We start from the raw sequence: 20,887 nt of genomic DNA, 5'->3' as shown, positions 1-20,887 counted from the left end.
CCGATCATGGTTTCGCGGGAACAATCGCTTGACCTCCAGTCGACTGGAGCTTGCACCTTGGGTCCCATGAGAGCCGTGTGGTTGAAAGAGTTCGGCGGGCCCGAAGTGCTCGTCGCGGGCGATGCCCCGAATCCGGTGCCCGCACCGGGCCAGGTCCTGGTCGAGGTGGCGTTCGCCAACATCACGTTCGTCGAGACGCAGTTCCGGGCAGGCGGGGGCGGGCCGTTCCGCGCGGAGCTGCCGATGATCCCCGGCAACGGCGTCGGCGGCGTGATCAGCGCGGCCGGGGAGGGGGTCGACCCCGGTCTGGTCGGCACACGCGTCGTCACCTCGACGGGCGGTTCCGGCGCGTACGCGGAACGGGTCGCGGTCGCCGCCGACGGTGTCTTCGAGGTGCCGGACGGCCTGGCCCTCGACGCCGCGGTCGCGATCCTCGCCGACGGCCGCACGGCGACCGCGCTGGTGACCGCCGCGCGTATCCGCCCCGGCGAGCGCGTGCTGGTGGAAGCCGCGGCGGGTGGCGTCGGCGGGCTGGTCGTCCAGCTCGCCAAGGCGGCCGGCGCCGAGGTCGTCGGCGCGGCAGGGGGTGCGGCGAAGACCGAGCACGTCCGGGAACACGGTGCGGATGTGGCGCTCGACTACCGTGAGCCGGGCTGGGCGGCGAAGGCGGGCGAGGTCGACGTCGTGTTCGACGGCGTCGGCGGCGAGATCGGGCGGACGTCGTTCGGGTTGCTGAAGCCGGGCGGCCGAATGCTGATCTACGGGCTGTCGAGCGGCTCGTGGACGGAGGTGTCCGAAGAGGACGCCGCCGCGCGCGGGGTCACCGTGATCCGGGGGCTCGGCGGGCCGGCCGAGATGCGGGCGTTCACCGAGTCGGCACTCGCCGAAGCCGCCGCCGGACGGCTGGAACCCGTGATCGGCCAACGGTTCCCGCTCGACCGGGCGGCCGACGCGCACGCGGTCATGCAGTCGCGTGGCGCGATCGGCAAGACCTTGCTCGAGGTCTGATGTTCGACGTCGACGAATTCCTCGCCGGTCCGCTCACCGCCAGGGTCGCCGCGGCCGGGCCGACCGTGCGGCCGGTCTGGTACCTCTGGGAGAAACCGGCCTTCTGGATCCTCACCGGGCCATGGGCGCGGCTGGCCGGTCTCGTCCGCGAATCGCCGTCGATCGCGGTGACCGTCGACGTGTGCGACGTCGGCACCGGCCTCGCGCGGCAAGTGCTCGCGCGCGGTGAAGCCGAGGTGCTGCCGTTCGATGTCCCGCGTGGACGGCGGCTGCTGAGCCGGTACCTCGGCCGGGACGAACGTGAATGGGATGCGCGGTTTCGTTCTTATCTGCATGACGATCCCGAGGTGAAAGGGACGGTCTGGGTCCGGATGGTGCCGAAGAGATTCGTCGCCCAAGACCTCGGGTATCGGGTATGACGAACGGCCGCGCAACCTGCGAAACGGTAAATGCAGCACGATCGAGTCAAGATGTTGATCTTACTGGCCGGTAAGCTGCCATTCTGTTCCGCATGACAAATCAGGACTGGCGGCGGGAGCGGCGTGTCCGCACCGTCGACACCGAAGGCAATCCGGCAGATGTCATCGTGGGCCTGGTCGAAACCCCGGGAAACGGCTACGAAGCCGCGCTGCGGGTCGACGGCGGCCCCGGTGTTCTTTTGCCGCTTTACCCCGGTGCCGATCTGCTCGCCGCGGTGCGGCAGACCATTGAGGACGGTTATCGCGCCAGCGCGCACTGAACCGTCGGATGTCAGGAAAGGGTCTTTCAAGATTTTTCTCGTCCTGAAAGACCCTTTCCTGACGTCTGGGCGCGGTTTTGTAGAACTACAAAGTGTTCGTTGTCGCACAGTTTGTCGTTGAATCAGCTCCACCGCAGGGAAACGAGTTGCGTGAGCAGCGCCAGCCGGACGTCGGGATCGTCGAGGTCCAGCGGGACGAGGTCGAGCAGCCGCCGCATCCGGTACCGCAGCGTGTTGGGATGGATCCGGAGTTCCTTCGCGGCCGCGCGCGGGTCACCGGGATGGCGCAGCCACTGGTAGAGCGTGTCGACGTAGCCGCTCTCGTGGGTTTCGTCGTGCGCGCGCAGCAAGCCGAGCGGGCCGAGCTCGGCGACCTTCGCGGTACTGGCCGCCGTCGCCCCGCGATGCAGTGAAAGGGCGGTCCACGCCTCGTCGAAGACCACGACGCGACCGGGCACCAGCTTCGCGCGGAGCAGCCCCAACGCCTCGTCGGCCTGAAGTCGCGATGTCGCGAGTTCGCCGATTTCGCAGGCCGACCCCGCGGCCGCCCGCGGTGTCCCGCCCTTCCTCGACGACGGCAGGGCTTCGAGCGCGGCCCGGAGTTCGTCCCAGCCGTCGCCGTCCGGGACGACCGCGTAGAGCACGCCGCCGAGTTCGGTGGCCACCGGCCGCCTGCCGACACCTTGAGAGATCCGTTCGAGGAGGGCGAGCCGCAGGCCCTCGTCGTCGCGGCCGTCGCCACCGGCGACCTCGATGACGACGACCCGGTGCGGCTCCTCGGAGAGGTCGAGTTCCGCGATCGCCTTGCGCGGGCTGGCCTTCCCTTCCAGCACGGCACGCAGGAGTTCGGCCGAGACCCGGCGTTGCGAATCGGTGTGCGCGCGGCGGCGCAGCAGGTGCAGCGCGACGACGGGCGCCGCGTCGGCGAACGCGGCCGCGCGTTCGTCGGAGACCGGGCCCGCGACGACCGCCCACATCGAACCCAGCAGCTCGCCGCCCATCCGGATCGGCACGATGAGCCGGGGCAGGGTGCCGTCGCGCTGCGCGGGCACGAAGATCGTCTGCCGCCCGCGGGAAAGCTCGCGGAACACCCCTCGCGACCGGAACCGCGCGAGCACGTCGTCGGGGATGCGGCGGCCCATGATCGTGGACACGCGCGCCGAGTCGGTCAGGTCCTGCCGGGCGGAGTAGGCGAGCACCCGCGAGTTGGTGTCCTCGATGGTCACGGGCGCGTCGACCACCGAAGCGACGGCGTCCGCGAGCCGGAACAGGTCACCGGAACCGGGTCCGCCGCCGTCCTCCAGCGCGTCCGACTCGTCGGCCAGCGCGTCGAGGACCGTCCTGAGCAGCCAGACGAGCTGGGCCCACGACGTCGCCGAGCGCACCTCGATCAACGCGATGTCCGCCGATTTCGCCGCCCGTTTCACCGAAGGTTTCGCCGCGAGCGGCGGTTTCAGCAGGACGGCGGCGGCGCCTTTGGCCGCGCTGAGCCGGACGAGTTCCGCGGCGTCCGGCGTTTCGTTGATCGCGACGCCGAGGACGAGGTCGCCCGCGGCGAGGGTGTTGCCGGGTTCGGCGATGACGACGTCGCCGACGGCCGGGGACTCTTCGGGGACCTGAAGGGCGTGCAACAGCGTCGGCCCCACCCGGTCGACGACACTGCGCACGGAAACCATGCGGCGATTGTCCAGCAGGTGGGACCACCGCACACGTCAGACCTCGCGTGGCGTCCTCGCGTCGATGTCTTCGGGTGTGAACCGCTCCCGTTTGGTCGTCAGTGCCCATCGGTGGCCGTCAGGGTCGATGATCCGGCCGTAGCGCTCGCCGAAGAACATCTCCTCGACCGGCGCCTCCACCCTGGCGCCCGCGAACACGGCGCGCCGCACGAGGTCGTCGGGGTCCTCGGTCTCCAGGACCAGCAGCATCGGGGTGCCGCCGAGGGTGGCGGGTGCGAGCGCGTCCAGCTGCGGGATCTCCTGGCTCACCAGCAGCCGCGCGTCGCCGACCGCGACCTCCACGAACAGCACGACGCCGTTCGGCAGCACGTTGCGGAACAGCTCCACGGCGCCGAACGCCTTGGTGTAGAAGGAAAGCGACGCGTCGACGGCCTTGACGAACAGATGCGGCGTCAAACCGAGCGGCCTGCTCACGCCGACTCCGCCCGCTTCAGCAGCCCGGCCTGCCCGGCCACGGCGACGAGCCTGCTCAGGAACTCCGCCTCGCGGGCGGCGACGTCCCGGCCGGCGCGGGTCAGCCGGTAGTAGCGGCGGCGCGAGTCGTGCGGCTGGTCCTCGCTCGCGTCCGGGGCCTCTTCGACCAGGCCGTCGGCGACGAGCCGGGCGAGCGTCCGGTACAGCGTGCCGGGACCGAGCTGGGCGGTACCGCCGCTCACCTCGTCGACGAAACCCATGATCGCGTAGCCGTGCGCGCGACCTTTCGCGAGCGCCAGCAGGGTCTGGAACGCCGCGGGGGTGAGCTGCGGGTTGCCGTCGGCCATCCGGGAACTATACACTCCGATCTCGTTATATCCATTATGGATACAAAGGAGCCGGCATGGGGATCCAGGGCGTGCACAAGATCGTCGTCGGGGTGCGGGACCAGGAACGGGCGAAGCGGTTCTGGTCCGAGGTCGTCGGGTTCGAGATCACCACCGACGTGCCCTACGACGACGAGGGGAACCGGTGGGTCGAGGTCACGTCGGCCGATGGCGCGACGGCGCTCGTCCTGAGTACCGCGCCGGAGGACCTCAAGCGGTTCGAAGTGCGTGACGAATTGCCGACGGGCAATTTCTTCTTCTACGCCGACGACATCGAAAAGACGTACGAAGAGCTTTCGGCGAAGGGAGTCGAATTCCCCGCCCGCCCGGAGAAGCAGCCGTGGGGCTGGTGGGCGATGTTCACCGATTCGGAGGGCAACAGGTTCGCTCTTCAGGAAAGGAATCCCACCTCCTGAGAGTGGTTGGGTGCTCCTTCCGGCGGGGCTAGCTTCGGTGACAACAGCCGAAACCCTTGAGCCGCTAGGAGAATCGCGATGAGCGCGGACGGATGGTCGTTCGAGACCAAGCAGATCCACGCGGGTGCGGCGCCGGACACCGCCACCGGCGCGCGGGCGACCCCGATCTACCAGACGACCTCGTACGTGTTCCGCGACAGCCAGCACGGCGCCGACCTCTTCAGCCTCGCCGAGCCCGGCAACATCTACACGCGGATCAACAATCCCACGCAGGACGTCCTGGAGCAGCGGCTCGCCGCGCTCGAAGGCGGCGTCGCGGCGCTGGCGTTCGCCTCCGGGAGCGCGGCGACGACGGCGGCCATTCTCAACCTGGCGAACGCGGGCGACCATTTCGTCTCCAGCCCTTCGCTGTACGGCGGCACCTACAACCTCTTCCACTACACGCTTCCCAAGCTCGGCATCGAGGTCTCGTTCGTCGAGGACCAGGACGACATCGAGCAGTGGAAGGCCGCCGTCCGGCCCAACACCAAGCTGTTCTTCGCCGAGACGCTGGCCAACCCGGGCAGCAACGTGCTCGACATCCGCGCGGTCGCCGACGCCGCGCACGAGTCCGGGGTCCCGCTGATCGTGGACAACACCGTGCCGACGCCGTACCTCGTGCGCCCGATCGAGCACGGCGCCGACGTCGTGGTCCACTCGGCGACCAAGTACCTCGGCGGGCACGGCACCACGGTCGCCGGGGTGCTGGTCGACGGCGGCACCTTCGACTTCGGCAAGGACCCGGCGCGGTTCCCGGGGTTCAACGAGGCCGACCCGAGCTACCACGGGCTCAAGTACTGGGAGGCCCTCGGCCCGGGCGCGTTCGCCGCCAAGGCCCGGGTCCAGCTCCTGCGCGACACCGGCGCCGCGATCGCACCGTTGAACAGTTTCCTTATCCTGCAAGGGATCGAGACGCTTTCGCTGCGTCTGGAACGGCACGTGTCCAACGCGCAGGCCCTGGCCGAATGGCTGGAGCAGCGCGACGAGGTCGAGAAGGTGTACTACGCCGGGCTGCCGTCTAGCCCGTACCACGAGGCCGCGAAGAAGTATCTGCCGAAGGGGGCGGGCGCGGTGCTGTCGTTCGACCTGCGCGGCGGCGTCGATGCCGGACGGGCCTTTGTGGACGGTACCGAGCTGCACAGCCAGCTGGTCAACATCGGTGACGTGCGCAGCCTGATCGTGCACCCGGCCTCGACGACGCACAGCCAGCTCACGCCGGAGCAGCAGGCTTCCAGCGGTGTCACGCCTGGTCTCGTGCGGCTCGCCGTCGGGCTGGAAGGGATCGAGGACCTCAAGGCCGATCTCGAGGCCGGATTCCGGGCGGCCAAGGCCGCTCTGTGACCGGTGCGTGGCGGGAGGGAGAGCCGCCTGGACGCCGCCGTTTCGTCACCGGCGTCCAGGCGCTCGAAACCGGCGGCACGCTGCCTTTCACGCTCGCCTACGAGACCTGGGGGACGCTGGATCCCAGTGCCTCCAACGCGATCCTCGTCGAGCACGCGCTGACCGGTGACAGCCACGCCGCCGGTCCCGCGGAAGAAGGCCACGTCAGCCCCGGTTGGTGGGACGGCCTGATCGGGCCGGGCAAGGCGATCGACACCGGCACGTTCTTCGTGGTGGTCCCGAACGTGCTCGGCGGCTGCCAGGGCTCGACCGGTCCGTCTTCGCGGCATCCGGACGGAAAACCTTGGGGCAGCAGGTTTCCCGCCGTGACCGTGCGGGATCAGGTGGGCGCCGAGGTCGTCCTCGCCGACGCGCTGGGCATCGGCCGGTGGGCGGCGGTGATCGGCGGTTCCATGGGTGGGATGCGCGCGCTGGAATGGGCGGTGAGCGAGCCGGACCGGGTCTCGGCGCTGCTCGTGCTCGCGTCGACGGCGCAGGCGTCGGCCGACCAGATCGCCTGGTCCGCGCCGCAACTGCACGCCATCCGCGCCGATCCGGGCTGGCACGGCGGCGACTATCACGACGTCCCCGGCGGCGGCCCGGACGCCGGCCTCGGCATCGCGCGGCGTATCGCGCACGCGACCTACCGCAGCGAAGCCGAACTGGCGCAACGCTTCGGGCGTCGCCATCAGGACGGCGAAGACCCCTTGCGCGGCGGGCGGTTCGCTGTCGAGTCCTATTTGGACCATCACGCCGGGAAGCTGGCGCGCCGGTTCGACGCCGGCAGCTACGTGGTGCTCACCGAATCGATGAACACGCACGACGTCGGGCGCGGGCGGGGCGGTGTCGCGAACGCGCTCGGCCGGATCACCGCGCGGACGGTCGCGGCCGGGGTGGACAGTGACCGGCTCTACCCGCTGTACCAGTCGCGGGCCATCGCGGACGGGATCGGCGGGGCGGAGTTCGCGGTCATCGGCTCGCCGTACGGGCACGACTCGTTCCTGATCGAGGTCGAGCAGATCGGGCGGCTGGTGAAGCTGCTGCTGGGTTAGGCGACACGGGTGATGTCCGGCTGATCACGCGTGTCGTCAATCCGGACACGCGAGTCGTCCGTTGCGGGGTGGCTAGGCCGTGCCCGCAAGTGATTTCGCGGTCCCCCGCGCGGTGACCGTGTGGATATAGGGACACTCAACGTCCCCATATCCACACACCCCTCCCGCGATACCAAAGGTCCCCCGCTCTCTTTCCGCAGGTCAGCACGCCAGGCGATACTCACAGGACACGGCCTGGTCCGCGGCGTCTACTGGCGAGGAAAGGTGCCGTTGCGAAAGCCACTTTCGCAACGTTGAAGGTTGCGAAAGTGGCTTTCGCAACGCGTTCCCGCCGGCTCGCGCGCCCAGCCGATGTCCCTCAGCGTCCCCGATGTCGCATTGGGGACACTGAGCGTCTCGAATGCGACATCGGCAACCTGCCCAGCTCCCGAAGTCGCTCAAGCTCGGCGATCAGTCGCCCAAGCCGTCGGCAAGCGTGTCGCGAAAGCCACTTTCGGGACATCAGGCGTCGCGAAAGTGGCTTTCGCGACGCCTGGCGGAGCTACCCGCCCTAGTCCGCCACCGCGTCCGAGATCCAGGGCGCCACCGGCAGGTCCCGGTCCAGGCATTCCGCCGACAGCCGGATCGTCCAGCGCAGCGCCTGCAGCACCAGGCTGTCGACCTCGTCCGGCGCGGCGTTGGCGAGCGCGATCTCGACCTGTTCCTGCGCGGCCTCGCTGTTGCCGTGCACCTCGGCCAGCAGCGTGCGCACGGCCGTCCGCACGGGCGGGTCCGCCTGGTCGATCGAGACCTCTTCACCGTCCTCGTCGAACACCTGGACCTTGACCGGCGCGCTGCCGCCGTCACCGAGGGTCGACACCATCGCGCTGCATTCACCGAAGAGCATCATCACGAGCTCTTTGGTCTCTTCGGAGCGGGCTCGGGGCTCGACGGCGGTCGGCGTGAGCTCGTCGAGCGCCTCGGCGTCCTCCCCGAGGCTGATCGCCACGAGCGCACGCTGCGCCTTTTCGACGAGCCTCCGCTCGTACTCGCTCCTGTCCGGCTCCACGTGCCTATCAAACACCAGCGGACGGAAAAGTGGGGATAGGCCGAAACCCGGTCGTGGTCACTTGGCGGAGTGCAGTGCACCCAGCGCGAGCCGGCAGAGCATTTCGGCCAGTTCGCTGTCACCGAGATGGCGGTTGTACGGCGTCGAGTTGATCAACCCGAAGACCGCGTGCGCCGCCGACCGCGCCTGCCGTTCGCCGATGCCGGGGACGGCGTCGCTGATCGCGCGCACCCACACCTCGACGTACTGGCGCTGCAGGGCCCGGACCTGTTTGCGGTCACTGTCGGTGAGATTCGCGAGGTTGCGTTCCTGGACGGTGATCAGCGCGGGATGCGTGAGGGCGAAGTCGACGTGAAAATCCACCAGTGCTTCGAGAACCTCGCCCGGCTCGTCCCGCTGGCTCGCCCTCGCCGTCCCACCGTCGAGGAGGTAGCGGCTGATCGAGTTCAGCATCTCGCCGAGGATGGCGTCCTTGCTGCGGAAATGCCGGTACAGCGCCGGTCCCGAGATGCCGACGGCCGCGCCGATGTCGTCGATGCCGACGCCGTGGAAACCGTGGTGGGCGAAGAGCTCGGCGGCGGCGGCCATGATCTGTTCGCGCCTGTTCGCCTTCTCGCCGTTCACGAGTGGGGTGGGGTTCGCCGGCATCTGGCCATATTAAGGCCGCGTGTTAGCGAGCGCTAACAGGCGGCCGTACTTCCAGCCTGAGCCAAGTGGGCTACCTGGGGAAATGACCCTTTTGCGTGGGGTTACCACCTGGTAATGCTGTCTCTCGTCAACTTGTCACGAAGGAGTGACCATGGCCGTCCCTGCTCGGATCAAAGCTCTTTCCTTCACTCGTTTAGGTGCGGCCCTGGGGGTCGCTGTCCTTGCCACCTTCGGTCTCGCGGGCACCGCCCAAGCGGCGACCAACTACGTGGCGCTCGGCGATTCGTACTCGTCCGGCGTCGGTGCCGGCAGCTACGGGAACTCGGGCGACTGCATGCGCAGTGCCAACGCCTATCCCCAGCTGTGGGCGAACGCCCACGCCGGGACCACCTTCAAGTTCGTCGCGTGCTCGGGGGCGCGCACCGGCGACGTGCTCAACCAGATCGCGAACGTCACCTCCAGCACCACGCTGGTGACGGTCTCGGTCGGCGGCAACGACGCCGGGTTCGCCGACGTCATGACCACCTGCACCACCGGCAGCGACCAGACCTGCGTCAACCGGGTCAACACCGCGAAGAACTACGTGAACAACACGCTTCCCGGGCTGCTGAACAACGTCTACAGCAAGATCAAGTCGAAGGCGCCCAGCGCGAAGCTGGTCGTCCTGGGGTACCCGCGCTTCTACACGGTGCCGGGTTCGTGCTCGGTCGGGCTGAGCGACACCAAGCGCTCGGCGATCAACTCGGGCTCCGACACGCTGGCGTCGGTGATCTCGGCCCGTGCCGCCGCGCACGGCGCGAAGTTCGTCGACGTGCGGCCCGCCTTCACCGGGCACAACATCTGCTCGTCGGCCGACGACTACCTGCACAGCCTCACCTGGCCGATCGTGAACTCGTACCACCCGACCGTCGCCGGTCAGCGCGGCGGCTACTACAACCCGCTGGTCGCCGCGATCGGCTGACCGTTTCGCGCGTGAAGGCCCCCTTCCCTCGGCTCAGCCGAGGGAAGGGGGCCTTCACGCGCTTCGGGGACGCGGTGGACAGAGTGGGTTAGTGGGCGTTAACCTGTGCACGCGAGTTAACGACGGCTAACTTGGCGACGAGGAGCCATGGACACACCCGTACTGAGCACTTCGGCCGATCCGGGCAGCGACGAGTACGCCCGCAGCGTCACCTCCCATGCCGAGCTGGTCGAAGACCTGCGCAAGCGGCTCGCCGCCGCCCGGCTCGGGGGCCCGGAGAAATCCCGCACCCGCCACGTCGAGCGGGGCAAACTCCTGCCACGCGACCGGGTCGACACCCTCCTCGACCCGGGTTCGCCGTTCCTGGAGCTGTCCCCGCTGGCCGCCACCGGACTGTACGACGACGAGGCGCCGTCGGCCGGGATCATCACCGGGATCGGGCGGGTCTCGGGCCGCGAATGCGTGATCGTCGCCAACGACGCGACGGTCAAGGGCGGCACGTACTACCCGATGACGGTGAAGAAGCACCTGCGCGCGCAAGAGGTCGCGCTGCACAACAACCTGCCGTGTATCTACCTGGTGGACTCCGGCGGCGCGTTCCTGCCGAGGCAGGACGAGGTCTTCCCGGATCGTGAGCACTTCGGCCGGATCTTCTTCAATCAGGCGACGATGTCCGCGCGTGGCATCCCGCAGATCGCCGCGGTGCTCGGGTCCTGCACCGCGGGCGGCGCGTACGTCCCGGCGATGAGCGACGAAGCGGTCATCGTGCGGAACCAGGGCACCATCTTCCTCGGCGGCCCGCCGCTGGTGAAGGCCGCGACCGGCGAGGTCGTCACGGCCGAAGAGCTCGGCGGCGGCGACGTCCACTCGCGCCAGTCCGGCGTCACCGACCACCTGGCCGAGGACGACGCCGACGCGTTGCGCATCGTTCGCTCGATCGTGTCGACTTTGGGCCCGCGCACCCCGCGCCCCTGGGACGTCCTCCCGACGGAGGCCCCGGTCGCCGACCCGAACGAGTTGTACGGCGTCGTCCCGACCGACCCGCGCGTGCCCTACGACGTCCGCGAGGTCATCGCGCGGATCGTCGACGGCAGCCGGTTCGGCGAGTTCAAGAAGGAGTACGGCTCGACGCTGGTCACCGGGTTCGCCCGGATCCACGGCCACCCCGTCGGCATCATCGCGAACAACGGCGTCCTGTTCGCCGAGTCCGCGATGAAGGGCGCGCACTTCATCGAGCTGTGCGACAAACGCTCGATCCCGCTGCTGTTCCTGCAGAACATCACCGGTTTCATGGTCGGTAAGGCCTACGAGGCAGGCGGCATCGCCAAACACGGCGCGAAGATGGTCACCGCGGTGGCCTGCGCGCGCGTGCCGAAGCTGACCGTCGTCATCGGCGGCTCGTTCGGCGCGGGCAACTATTCGATGTGCGGCCGCGCGTACTCGCCGCGGTTCCTGTGGATGTGGCCGAACGCGCGCATCTCGGTGATGGGCGGCGAGCAGGCGGCGTCGGTGCTTTCGACGGTTCGCCGCGACGCCATCGAGGCACGCGGCGGCGAATGGTCCACTGAGGACGAAGAGGCCTTCAAGGAGCCGATCCGCGACCAGTACGAGGCCCAGGGCAGCCCGTACTACTCGACGGCGCGGCTGTGGGACGACGGGGTGATCGACCCGGCGGACACCCGCACGGTGCTCGGCCTCGCACTGTCCGCGGCAGGCAACGCGCCCTTGTCCGATGTCAACTACGGCGTCTTCAGGATGTGAGCGCGACGATGCGGAGGATCGCCCGACTCGGCCGAAGCCGGCGCGCTGTGTACGACTCGAACCTACGCGCCGCCGGAAAACACAGGATGTGAGCATGTTCGACACGGTTCTGGTCGCCAACCGCGGGGAGATCGCGGTCCGCGTGATCCGCTCGCTGCAGGGGCTCGGCATCCGTTCGGTCGCGGTGTACAGCGACGCGGACGCCGACGCCCGGCACGTCCGGGAGGCGCACACCGCCGTGCGCATCGGCCCGGCCGAAGCGGCGAAGAGCTATCTGTCCATCCCGGCGATCGTCCAGGCGGCGGTCGACACGGGCGCGCAGGCGGTCCACCCCGGCTACGGCTTTCTCGCGGAGAACGCGGAGTTCGCCCGCGCCTGCGCCGACGCCGGCCTGGTCTTCATCGGCCCGCCGGTCGAGGCCATCGACGCCATGGGCGACAAGATCCGCGCCAAGGCGACGGTGTCCAAGGCCGGTGTCCCGGTGGTGCCCGGTGCGTCCGATGTGGACATTCCCGAAGGTGGTTTCGCGGCCGCCGCCGAGAAGGTCGGGTTCCCGCTGCTGCTCAAGCCGTCCGCCGGTGGGGGCGGCAAGGGGATGCGGCTGGTCAACGAACTGTCCGAATTGGACGCGGCCGTCGAGTCCGCTCGTCGTGAGGCCAAGGGTTCCTTCGGCGACGACACGCTGCTCATGGAGCGGTTCGTCACCACGCCGCGCCATATCGAGATCCAGGTGCTCGCCGACACGCACGGCAACGTGATCCACCTCGGCGAACGTGAGTGCAGTCTTCAGCGGCGGCACCAGAAGATCATCGAAGAGGCGCCGTCCGTGCTCCTCGACGAAGCGACGCGCGCGAAGATGGGCGCGTCCGCCGTCGAGGCCGCGCGCTCGGTGGGTTACGTCGGCGCGGGGACGGTCGAGTTCATCGTGTCGGCCACCGCGCCCGACGAGTTCTTCTTCATGGAGATGAACACCCGGCTCCAGGTCGAGCATCCGGTGACCGAGCTGGTGACCGGGCTGGATCTCGTGGAGTGGCAGGTCAAAATCGCCGCGGGTGACGTGCTCACCGTGTCGCAGGACGACGTCCGGCTGGCCGGCCACGCCGTCGAAGCCCGGGTCTACGCCGAAGATCCCGCTCGCGGTTTCATCCCGACGGGTGGCACCGTGCTCGCGGTCCACGAGCCGTCGGGTGAGGGCGTGCGCGTCGACTCGTGGATGAGCGAGGGCGCGGTCATCGGCTCGAACTACGACCCGATGCTGGCCAAGGTCATCGCCTGGGGCCCGGACCGCGCGGCCGCGTTGCACCGGCTCGACCTGGCGCTCGCGGACACCGCGCTGCTCGGCGTCGGCACCAATGTCGCCTTCCTGCGCGGGCTGCTCGCCGACGGCGACGTCCGCGACGGCAAGCTCGACACCGGCCTCGTCGACCGGCGACTGTCCACTTTGGTCTCCGAGGAGGTGCCGCCGGAGTTCTTCGTCGCCGCGGCGCTCGACCGGCTGCTTTCCCTGCAACCACAGGGATCCGTCATCGACCCGTGGGACGTGCCGGACGGCTGGCGGCTCGGCGGCTCCGGCGGGATCGACTTCGCGTTGAAGTCGGGAAGCTCCGAAGTCGTCGTGCGGGTGCAGGGCACGCCGGCGAACGCGCGCGTGAGTGTCGACGGCGCCGAGCCGATCCGGGTTTCCGCCCGGCGCGAGGGCGATCTGCTGGAGGTCCGGCATCCCACCGGTTTCCACCGTTACCGGCACGCGGCCGGGGCCGGGCGGACGGTGTGGCTCGCGCGGGACGGCCACAGCTTCGCCATCGGCGAGCGCGAGAGGCTGCGCTCGGCCGCCGGTGCCGCGGGCGGCGCCGGACCGGTCACCAGCCCGATGCCCGGGACCGTGCTGGTCGTCAAGGCCGCCGCCGGTGACGTGGTGAGCGCCGGGACGCCGCTCGTGGTCGTCGAGGCGATGAAGATGGAGCACACGATCACCGCGCCGATCGACGGCGTGGTCAGCGAACTCCCCGTCCGGGCGGGCCAACAGGTCGCGCTGGACGAGACGGTAGCCGTCGTGACACCCCAAAAGGATGAGCAATGATCGACTTTCGGCTGGATGACGAGTACGAAGCGCTGCGCAAGACGGTCGAGGAATTCGCGCGTTCCGAGGTCGCCCCGGTCATCGGCGATCTCTACGAGCGGGAGGAATTCCCGTATGAGATCGTCGCGAAGATGGCCGAGATGGGCCTGTTCGGCCTGCCCTTCCCCGAGGAATACGGCGGCATGGGCGGCGACTACTTCGCGCTCTGCCTGACGCTGGAGGAATTGGCGCGCGTCGATTCCTCGGTCGCGATCACCGTCGAGGCCGGTGTTTCCCTCGGCGCCATGCCGATCTACCGGTTCGGCACCGAGGAGCAGAAGCAGAAGTGGCTCCCGGAGCTGTGCGCCGGCACCGCGCTCGGCGCCTTCGGGCTCACCGAACCCGGCGGCGGCTCGGACGCCGGCGCCACCCGCACCCGCGCGAAACTCGACGGCGACACCTGGGTGATCAACGGCAGCAAATCGTTCATCACCAACTCCGGCACCGACATCACGAAATTGGTCACGGTCACCGCCGTCACCGACGTGAAGGAGAACGGGCGCAAGGAGATCTCGGCGATCATCGTCCCGTCCGGCACCCCGGGTTTCGCCGTCGCGCCGAAGTACTCCAAGGTCGGCTGGAACTGCTCGGACACGCACGAGCTCTCGTTCGACGACGTCCGTGTCCCGGCCGAGAACCTGGTCGGCGAACGCGGCCGAGGCTACGCCCAGTTCCTGTCCATTTTGGACGAAGGCCGGGTGGCGATCGCCGCGCTGAGCGTCGGGCTCGCGCAGGGCTGTGTCGACGAATGCCTGCGGTACGTCAAGGAACGTGAGGCGTTCGGGCACAAGATCGGCGAGTACCAGGCGATCCAGTTCAAGATCGCCGACATGGAGGTGCGCACGCACACCGCGCGGCTGGCGTACTACGCGGCGGCGTCGAAGATGCTGCGCGGCGAGCCGTTCAAGAAGGAGGCCTCGATCGCGAAGCTCGTCGCGTCGAACGCCGCCATGGACAACTCGCGCGACGCGACGCAGATCTTCGGCGGGTACGGCTTCATGAACGAGTTCCCGGTGAGCCGGTTCTACCGGGACGCGAAGATCCTGGAGATCGGCGAAGGGACCTCGGAGGTGCAGCGGATGCTGATCGCGCGGCACCTCGGCGTCGGCTGACACCCTTGACCATGCCGATAACTATACCGGTATAGTTATCGGCATGGTCGAGCTGAAATCCGCCGCCGAACTGGACGTCATGCGTGAGTCCGGTCGTGTCGTGGCGCAGACGTTGCGAGCGGTGAAAGAGGCGTCCGCGATCGGTGTGAGCCTGAAAGAGCTGGACGAGCTCGCCGCGCAGCTGATCAGGGACGCCGGCGCGAAACCGTCGTTCCTCCACTATCGGCCGCATTCCGCGCCGACCCCGTTCCCTGCCGTCATCTGCGCGAGCGTCAACGACGCCGTCGTCCACGGCATCCCGTCGGACTACCGCCTGCGTGACGGCGACCTGGTCAGCATCGACGCCGGCGCCTACATCGACGGCTGGCACGGCGACGCGGCGATCAGTTACGTCGTCGGCGACCCCCATCCCGTCGACCTCGAACTCATCGCGACCACCGAACGCGCGCTGGCCGCGGGGATCGCCGCCGCCCAGGTGGGGAACACGATGGGCGACATCTCCCATGTCGTCGGCACGGTCGGGCGCGAAGCGGGCTACGGCCTCCTCGCGCACCACGGCGGCCACGGGATCGGCCGCAGCATGCACGAGGACCCGCATCTGCCGAACGAGGGCAGGCCGGGCCGCGGCATGCGGCTCAAGCCCGGGCTGGTGCTGGCGATCGAGCCGATGTTCATCGCCGACGGCCGCGACGGCTACCGCATCGACGACGACGGCTGGACGCTGCGCACCGTACGCGGCGCCAGGGCCGCGCACGTCGAGCACACCGTCGCGATCACCACAGAAGGTCCGCGCGTCCTCACGATGTTGTAGAACGGAAGAATGAGCGATTTCATCATCCGTCAGGGTGGTTCTGGGGACTTCCAAACGTTGCTGGACATGTTCGACGAGGTCGTCGCGTGGCTGGCCTCGCGCGGCAGCGAGGGGCAGTGGGGGAGCGAGCCGTGGTCCACGATCCCGAAACGGGTCGAGCGGGTCCGGGGGATGGCCGACGGGCCGGGGCTGTACATCGCCGAGATCGACGGCCAGGCGGCCGGGGCGATCATCCTCGGTGACCGGTTCCCGCATGTCTCGCCGGTCGACGAGCCGGAGATCTACATCGGCCTGCTGCTGACCTCGCGCCGGTTCACCGGCCACCGCGTCGGCTCGCGGCTCATCGAGTTCGCGCTGGCCGAGGCGCGGGAACGCGGCATCGGCCTGGTGCGGGTCGATTGCTGGGCCGGCGGCGACGGCGACCTGCAGCGCTACTACGAGAGCCAGGGCTTCAAGCCGACGGAACGCTTCGACGTCAAGGGCTGGATCGGGCAGGTGTTCGAGCAGCGCCCGTAGGACTGGCGTCCTCACGGCTTCCGGTGCACCATAGTTGACACAACGCCAACAGTGCCCCGGACAGTGAAGTCGCAGAGGAGCCCAGCATGGCCAAGCGTGAACGTTCCCTGGCAGGCAAGGTCGTCGTGATCACCGGAGCGGCGCAGGGCATCGGGGCCAGTACCGCGACGGCGCTGTCCCGGCTCGGCGCCAAGGTGGTCATCGGCGACCTGGACCAGGTCCTCGCCGAGAAGACCGCCGCCGAACTGGGCGCGGAGGCGCTGCCGCTCGACGTCACCGACACGAAGGGCTTCACCGAGTTCCTCGACGAGGTCGAGCGGCGCGTCGGCCCGATCGACGTGCTGATCAACAACGCGGGCATCATGCCGCTCGCGCCGCTCGACGAAGAGGACGACGCGGCGACCCGCAGGCTGCTCGAGATCAACCTGCACGCCGTCATCCACGGCACCAGGGAAGCCGTGAAGCGGATGCGCCCGCGTGGCACCGGCCACATCGTCAACATCGCCTCGATGGCGGGAAAGGCCGGTTTCCCCGGCGCCGCCACCTACTGCGCCACGAAACACGCCGTCGTCGGCCTGTCGGAATCGGTGCATCTGGAATTGCACGGGACGGGCGTGCTGGTGTCCTGCGTGATGCCCGCGGTGGTGCGTACGGAACTGGCCAGCGGGCTCGGCGAGGCGAAGTTCTTCAAATCGGTGCAGCCGGAAGATGTGGCGCAGGCCATTGTCGATGCGTTGCGCCGTCCCAAGTTCGACGTCTTCGTTCCCGCATCGCTGGACGCCATGGGCAGGATCACACGGCTGCTTCCGCGTCGCCTCGGCGAAGGACTGCTCCGTGCGCTCGGCGGCGACAGGATTCTGTCCTCCGCAACGCATTCCAGTGCTCGCGCGGAGTACGAATCGCGTGCCGCGCGGAGTGCTCCGGCGGCGGAAAAGGGTGCCGATTCTTAACTCGTACGGCCTAGCCACTGTCCGAAAAGGACCGGCTGTGACGGCCGGGGTGTTGAGTCGTGCGCTCCCAGGCGGCAAGATTACGTCTTACCGCGTTGATTCCCCAGGAGGCACACCATGGCCACACCCCCGGCACGGCTCGCCGCCGCCGCGTCGAACGTCGTCGGGAAGGTGCTGCACGGTGGTGTCGCCGATCTTCGCCCGGTGCCGCGCGTCCTGATCGACCAGGGCCCGAATCGTTCGCTCTACCGGCTGACCAACGGCGAGGAGCCCCAGGCGGGCCCGCCGGTGCTGCTGGTGCCGCCGCTGGCCGCGCCCGCGCTGTGCTTCGACCTGCGCCGCGGCTGCAGCCTCGCCGAGCACCTGGTCGAGGGCGGCCGCAACACCTACCTCGTCGACTACGGGAACGTCGCGTTCTCGGACCGGCGGCTCGGTATCGAGCACTGGATCGAGGAGGTGCTCCCGCGCGCGATCCGCAAGGTCAGCGAGGACTCCGGCGGCCAGGGCGTGCACGTCGTCGCCTGGTGCCTCGGCGGGATCTTCTCGTTGCTGACCACCGCCGACCAGCCCGATCTGCCGATCGAATCGATCGCGACCATCGCGTCGCCGTTCGATTTCACCGCGATCCCGCTGATCGCCCCGTTCCGTCCGCTGGTGGACCTCACCGGCGGCCACCTGCTGACCCCGTTCTACCGGGCGCTCGGCGGCGCACCGTCCTATTTGGTCAGCCGCGTCTTCCGGGCGACCGGGATCAGCAAGGAGATCACCAAACCCCTTGCCATCCTGAAGAATCTCGACGACCGGGACTACCTGGCGCAGATCGAGGCCGTCGACCACTTCATGGACAACATGATCGCCTACCCCGGGCGGACGTTCGGCCAGATCTACCACCGGTTCTTCCGCGCCAACGACCTCGCCGAGGGCACGGTCGACCTCAACGGCCGCATCATCGCGCTGTCCGGGGTCAAGGTGCCGACGCTGGTCATCGCCGGGCAGAACGACACGATCGCCCCGCGCGCCGCCGTCGAACGGCTCACCGACCTGCTGGACAACTCGCCGTCGGTGACCTTCGAGACCGCGCCCGGCGGCCACCTCGGCGTCCTCACCGGCCGGAAGGCGCGCGGGACCACGTGGCGCTACCTCGACCGTTTCCTGGACGAACAGATCGCTCCCGAAAGCGCGTGAAGGCCTCCTTCCCTCGGCTCAGCCGAGGGAAGGAGGCCTTCACGCGCTGGCCGCGCTCTACTTGAGCTCCGCGCTCGTCTTTCCCAGGATCCGGCGCGCCACGATCAGCTGCTGGATCTGTTGCGTGCCTTCGAAGATGTCCAGGATCTTCGCGTCCCGGCTCCACTTCTCCAGCAGCGATTCCTCGGTGTAGCCCAGGGTTCCGGCCAGCTCGACGCATTTCAGCGTGATCTCGACGACCGACCGGCCGGCCTTCGCCTTGGCCATCGAGGCCTGCAGCGAGTTCGGCTTGCGGTTGTCGGCCATCCACGCCGATTCCATGGTCAGCAAGTACGCCGCTTCGTAGTCGGCCTCCAGCTGCAGGAATGTCGCCGCCGCGGCGTGCTGGCTGTGGACGGGCTTGTCGTAGTCGATGGTCACCCCGGCGTCGGTGAGGATCTTCCGGGTCTCTTCCAGCGCCGCGCGGGCGACACCGATGGCCATGGCGGCGACCAGCGGGCGGGTGTTGTCGAAGGTCTGCATGACCCCGGCGAACCCCTTGGCGGTGTCGATCTCCGGCGTGCCGAGGAGATTTTCCTTGGGCACACGCACGTTCTCGAACCGCAGCACGGCGGTGTCGGAGGCGCGGATGCCGAGCTTGTGCTCGACTCGCACCACCTCGAAGCCGGGCGTCCCCTTCTCGACGACGAACGACTTGATCGCCGCGCGGCCCTTCGTCTTGTCCAGGGTGGCCCAGACGACGACGGCGTCCGCGCGCTCGCCCGCGGTCACGAAGATCTTCTCGCCGTTGATCACGTACTCGTCGCCGTCCAGCCGCGCGGTCGCGGTGATCGCGGCGGAGTCCGAGCCGCAGTCCGGCTCGGTGATCGCCATCGCGGCCCACAGCCCGGAGAACTTCTTGAGCTGTTCGTCGGTGGCGACCGAGCCGATGGCGGCGTTGCCGAGCCCTTGGCGCGGCATGGACAGCAGCAGACCGACGTCGCCCCAGCACATCTCGATCGTGCCGAGCACGATGTTGAGGTTGGAACCGTTGCGGTTGCCCGGTTTCTCGTTCTTCTCGGACCGGCGCACGCCCGCCGCGCCCGCGCCGCCCTCGCCGGAGGAGTTCAGCCCGTCCAGCAGCGCGGCGAACATGTCGAGCTCGGCCGGGTAGGTGTGCTCGGCGCGGTCGTACTTGCGCGAGATCGGCCGGAACACCTCGGCCGCGGCCTGGTACGCCTGGTTGATCAGGGTGCCGGCCTTCTTCGGAACCTCAAGGTTGATCATGATTGCCTTTCGAAAGTCCTAGAGAAGGACGGCGCCTTCCATGACGCCGATCGCGCGGAGGTCGCGGTACCAGCGCTCGACTGGGTGCTCCTTGACGAACCCGTGCCCGCCGAGCAGCTGCACGCCGGCGCTGCCGATCTGCATTCCCTTGTCGGCGGCCAGTTTCCGGGCCAGCGCGACCTCACGGGCGTACGGCTTGCCCTGTTCGGCGCGAGAAGCGGCGCGCAACGTCACCAGCCGCAGCCCCTCCAGCTCGATGGCGATGTCGGCCACCGAGAACGCGACGGCCTGCCGGTGGCTCACCGGTTCGCCGAACGCCTTGCGCTCGTTGACATACGGCACCACGTAGTCGAGGACGGCCTTCGCGGTACCGGCGGCCAGCGCGGCCCAGCCGAGCCGCGAGAGCCGGACGACCTCGGTGAAGATCTCGGCCTTGCCGCCGCCGAGCAGTGCTCCGGCGGGCAGCGCGACCTTCTCCAGGTGCAGTTTCCCGGTCGCCGCGCCGCGCAGGCCCATCGCCGGTTCGGACTCGATGGTGACACCGGAGTTCGACGACTCGACGAGGAACAGCGCGGGGCCGCGACCTTCGAGGTCGGCCGACACGATGAACAGCTCGGCGTCCGCCGCCCGCGGGACCAGCGACTTCACGCCGTCGAGCTGGTAGCCCTTCGGGGTACGGCGGGCCTTCGTGGCGGGCTTGAACGGGTCGAACAGCGCGGTGCGCTCCTGCAGCGCGAGCGCCGCGGCCGGGACGTTCTCGCCGACGAACGCGGGCAGGTAGTCCGCCTGCTGCTGCTCGTCGCCGTAGGACACCAGCGCGGTGCTGACCGCGGACGGCGCGAGCACCGCGACCGCCAGGCCGAGGTCGCCGTGCGCGAGGGCTTCGGCGACCAGCGCGTTGGTGACCACCGACCGCTCCGTGCCGACGCCGCCCAGCTCCTCGGGGATGCCGACGAGCGTGATGCCGAGTTCGGCGGCGCGGCTCAGCAGGCCCTCGGGGGCCTGGAGCTTCGCGTCGGCGTCGGCCGCGGCGGGCCGCAGCTGTTCGGCCGCGAACTCCGTCACGGTCTCGACGATGAGCTGCTGGTCCTCACTCGGGGTGAGGTCGAACAGTCCGGTGTCCTCGGCGGGCGCGAGCCGCGCGGGTTTGCCGAGCTTCTGTGCGGATTTGAAGGTCCGTCCCGCCGCGCCCGCGACCCGGAAGCCGTTGCGCGTCCCGGCACTGACCAGGTTCTGCACGGGCTTCCGAAGTCCGGCCCGTTCAATGACCTTGCTCCCGGCCAGCCGGGTGAGCGCGGACAGGCCAAGGCCCATCGCGTCTCGTTTCCTAGGCGCACCCA

At 69.1% G+C, this 20,887-nt stretch carries 21 protein-coding genes; 14 read left to right on the top strand and 7 right to left on the bottom strand.

Going from position 1 to position 20,887, the window contains the following annotated elements; genetic code table 11:
* The first annotated feature begins 66 nt into the window (after window positions 1–66).
* The 3 genes from H4W30_RS14750 (at window position 67) to H4W30_RS14740 (ending at window position 1,747) form a co-directional block, all read left to right on the top strand.
* Window positions 67–1,008, top strand: a complete 942-nt coding sequence (locus H4W30_RS14750) for a zinc-binding dehydrogenase (RefSeq protein WP_192743346.1) — start codon at window positions 67–69, stop codon at window positions 1,006–1,008.
* Complete coding sequence (locus tag H4W30_RS14745; RefSeq protein WP_192743345.1) at window positions 1,008–1,427, top strand: pyridoxamine 5'-phosphate oxidase family protein; 420 nt, start codon at window positions 1,008–1,010, stop codon at window positions 1,425–1,427. The genes H4W30_RS14750 and H4W30_RS14745 overlap by 1 nt, the downstream gene beginning before the upstream one ends.
* A 92-nt stretch (window positions 1,428–1,519) precedes the next feature.
* The gene (locus tag H4W30_RS14740) at window positions 1,520–1,747 is read left to right on the top strand and encodes a hypothetical protein (protein WP_034309241.1); all 228 of its coding nucleotides are present in this window, start codon (window positions 1,520–1,522) and stop codon (window positions 1,745–1,747) included.
* A gap of 122 nt (window positions 1,748–1,869) precedes the next feature.
* Here the strand turns inward: H4W30_RS14740 and H4W30_RS14735 are convergent, their stop codons facing one another.
* From H4W30_RS14735 to H4W30_RS14725, 3 genes are read right to left on the bottom strand one after another with little or no spacing between them, the layout of a single operon-like run.
* On the bottom strand, window positions 1,870–3,423 hold the full coding sequence (locus H4W30_RS14735; protein ID WP_192743344.1) for a helix-turn-helix domain-containing protein: 1,554 nt from the start codon (window positions 3,421–3,423) through the stop codon (window positions 1,870–1,872).
* A 36-nt stretch (window positions 3,424–3,459) separates the two neighbouring features.
* Entirely contained in the window at window positions 3,460–3,897 is a 438-nt protein-coding gene (locus H4W30_RS14730; protein ID WP_192743343.1) for a VOC family protein, read from the bottom strand.
* Window positions 3,894–4,244, bottom strand: coding sequence for a PadR family transcriptional regulator (locus H4W30_RS14725; RefSeq protein WP_034309234.1), 351 nt, complete (start codon window positions 4,242–4,244; stop codon window positions 3,894–3,896). Before H4W30_RS14725 ends, H4W30_RS14730 begins: the two co-directional genes overlap by 4 nt.
* A gap of 56 nt (window positions 4,245–4,300) precedes the next feature.
* Between H4W30_RS14725 and H4W30_RS14720 the strand changes: the two genes are divergently transcribed.
* The 3 genes from H4W30_RS14720 (at window position 4,301) to metX (ending at window position 7,170) form a co-directional block, all read left to right on the top strand.
* A complete protein-coding gene (locus H4W30_RS14720) occupies window positions 4,301–4,699 on the top strand; it encodes a VOC family protein (protein ID WP_192743342.1) in 399 nt (132 codons plus the stop codon).
* A 78-nt stretch (window positions 4,700–4,777) separates the two neighbouring features.
* A complete protein-coding gene (locus tag H4W30_RS14715) occupies window positions 4,778–6,079 on the top strand; it encodes a bifunctional o-acetylhomoserine/o-acetylserine sulfhydrylase (protein WP_192743341.1) in 1,302 nt (433 codons plus the stop codon).
* On the top strand, window positions 6,076–7,170 hold the full coding sequence (gene metX, locus H4W30_RS14710; RefSeq protein WP_192743340.1) for a homoserine O-acetyltransferase MetX: 1,095 nt from the start codon (window positions 6,076–6,078) through the stop codon (window positions 7,168–7,170). Before H4W30_RS14715 ends, metX begins: the two co-directional genes overlap by 4 nt.
* A gap of 550 nt (window positions 7,171–7,720) precedes the next feature.
* Here the strand turns inward: metX and H4W30_RS14705 are convergent.
* On the bottom strand, window positions 7,721–8,218 hold the full coding sequence (locus H4W30_RS14705) for a hypothetical protein (RefSeq protein WP_005150645.1): 498 nt from the start codon (window positions 8,216–8,218) through the stop codon (window positions 7,721–7,723).
* A gap of 57 nt (window positions 8,219–8,275) precedes the next feature.
* Complete coding sequence (locus tag H4W30_RS14700) at window positions 8,276–8,866, bottom strand: SACE_7040 family transcriptional regulator (protein ID WP_016337026.1); 591 nt, start codon at window positions 8,864–8,866, stop codon at window positions 8,276–8,278.
* A gap of 151 nt (window positions 8,867–9,017) precedes the next feature.
* Here H4W30_RS14700 and H4W30_RS14695 point away from each other — a divergent pair, with 151 nt between their 5' ends.
* From H4W30_RS14695 to H4W30_RS14660, 8 genes are all read left to right on the top strand, one after another.
* Entirely contained in the window at window positions 9,018–9,827 is an 810-nt protein-coding gene (locus H4W30_RS14695; protein WP_192743339.1) for an SGNH/GDSL hydrolase family protein, read from the top strand.
* A 147-nt stretch (window positions 9,828–9,974) separates the two neighbouring features.
* Window positions 9,975–11,588, top strand: a complete 1,614-nt coding sequence (locus tag H4W30_RS14690; RefSeq protein WP_192743338.1) for a carboxyl transferase domain-containing protein — start codon at window positions 9,975–9,977, stop codon at window positions 11,586–11,588.
* Between the two features lie 94 nt (window positions 11,589–11,682).
* Complete coding sequence (locus tag H4W30_RS14685) at window positions 11,683–13,668, top strand: acetyl/propionyl/methylcrotonyl-CoA carboxylase subunit alpha (RefSeq protein WP_192743337.1); 1,986 nt, start codon at window positions 11,683–11,685, stop codon at window positions 13,666–13,668.
* Window positions 13,665–14,819 (top strand): acyl-CoA dehydrogenase family protein, encoded by a 1,155-nt coding sequence (locus H4W30_RS14680; RefSeq protein ID WP_192743336.1) that lies wholly within the window; start codon window positions 13,665–13,667, stop codon window positions 14,817–14,819. Before H4W30_RS14685 ends, H4W30_RS14680 begins: the two co-directional genes overlap by 4 nt.
* A gap of 43 nt (window positions 14,820–14,862) precedes the next feature.
* On the top strand, window positions 14,863–15,630 hold the full coding sequence (map, locus tag H4W30_RS14675; protein ID WP_192743335.1) for a type I methionyl aminopeptidase: 768 nt from the start codon (window positions 14,863–14,865) through the stop codon (window positions 15,628–15,630).
* A 9-nt stretch (window positions 15,631–15,639) separates the two neighbouring features.
* Window positions 15,640–16,146, top strand: coding sequence for a GNAT family N-acetyltransferase (locus H4W30_RS14670; protein WP_125673904.1), 507 nt, complete (start codon window positions 15,640–15,642; stop codon window positions 16,144–16,146).
* Between the two features lie 86 nt (window positions 16,147–16,232).
* Window positions 16,233–17,096 carry an SDR family oxidoreductase gene (locus tag H4W30_RS14665; RefSeq protein WP_192743334.1) on the top strand — a complete coding sequence of 288 codons (864 nt, stop codon included), beginning with the start codon at window positions 16,233–16,235 and terminating at the stop codon, window positions 17,094–17,096.
* 117 nt (window positions 17,097–17,213) lie between these two features.
* Window positions 17,214–18,281 carry an alpha/beta fold hydrolase gene (locus H4W30_RS14660; RefSeq protein ID WP_192743333.1) on the top strand — a complete coding sequence of 356 codons (1,068 nt, stop codon included), beginning with the start codon at window positions 17,214–17,216 and terminating at the stop codon, window positions 18,279–18,281.
* Window positions 18,282–18,338: 57 nt separating this feature from the next.
* Here H4W30_RS14660 and H4W30_RS14655 read toward each other — a convergent pair whose 3' ends face one another.
* Complete coding sequence (locus tag H4W30_RS14655; RefSeq protein ID WP_007033833.1) at window positions 18,339–19,547, bottom strand: acyl-CoA dehydrogenase family protein; 1,209 nt, start codon at window positions 19,545–19,547, stop codon at window positions 18,339–18,341.
* Between the two features lie 18 nt (window positions 19,548–19,565).
* Window positions 19,566–20,861 (bottom strand): acyl-CoA dehydrogenase family protein, encoded by a 1,296-nt coding sequence (locus H4W30_RS14650; protein ID WP_192744105.1) that lies wholly within the window; start codon window positions 20,859–20,861, stop codon window positions 19,566–19,568.
* Between the last annotated feature and the right edge of the window lie 26 nt (window positions 20,862–20,887).

The sequence above is a fragment of the Amycolatopsis roodepoortensis genome, assembly GCF_014873915.1.
GTDB classification, from domain to species: domain Bacteria; phylum Actinomycetota; class Actinomycetes; order Mycobacteriales; family Pseudonocardiaceae; genus Amycolatopsis; species Amycolatopsis roodepoortensis.
This window is presented reverse-complemented; position numbering and strand designations above follow the sequence as displayed.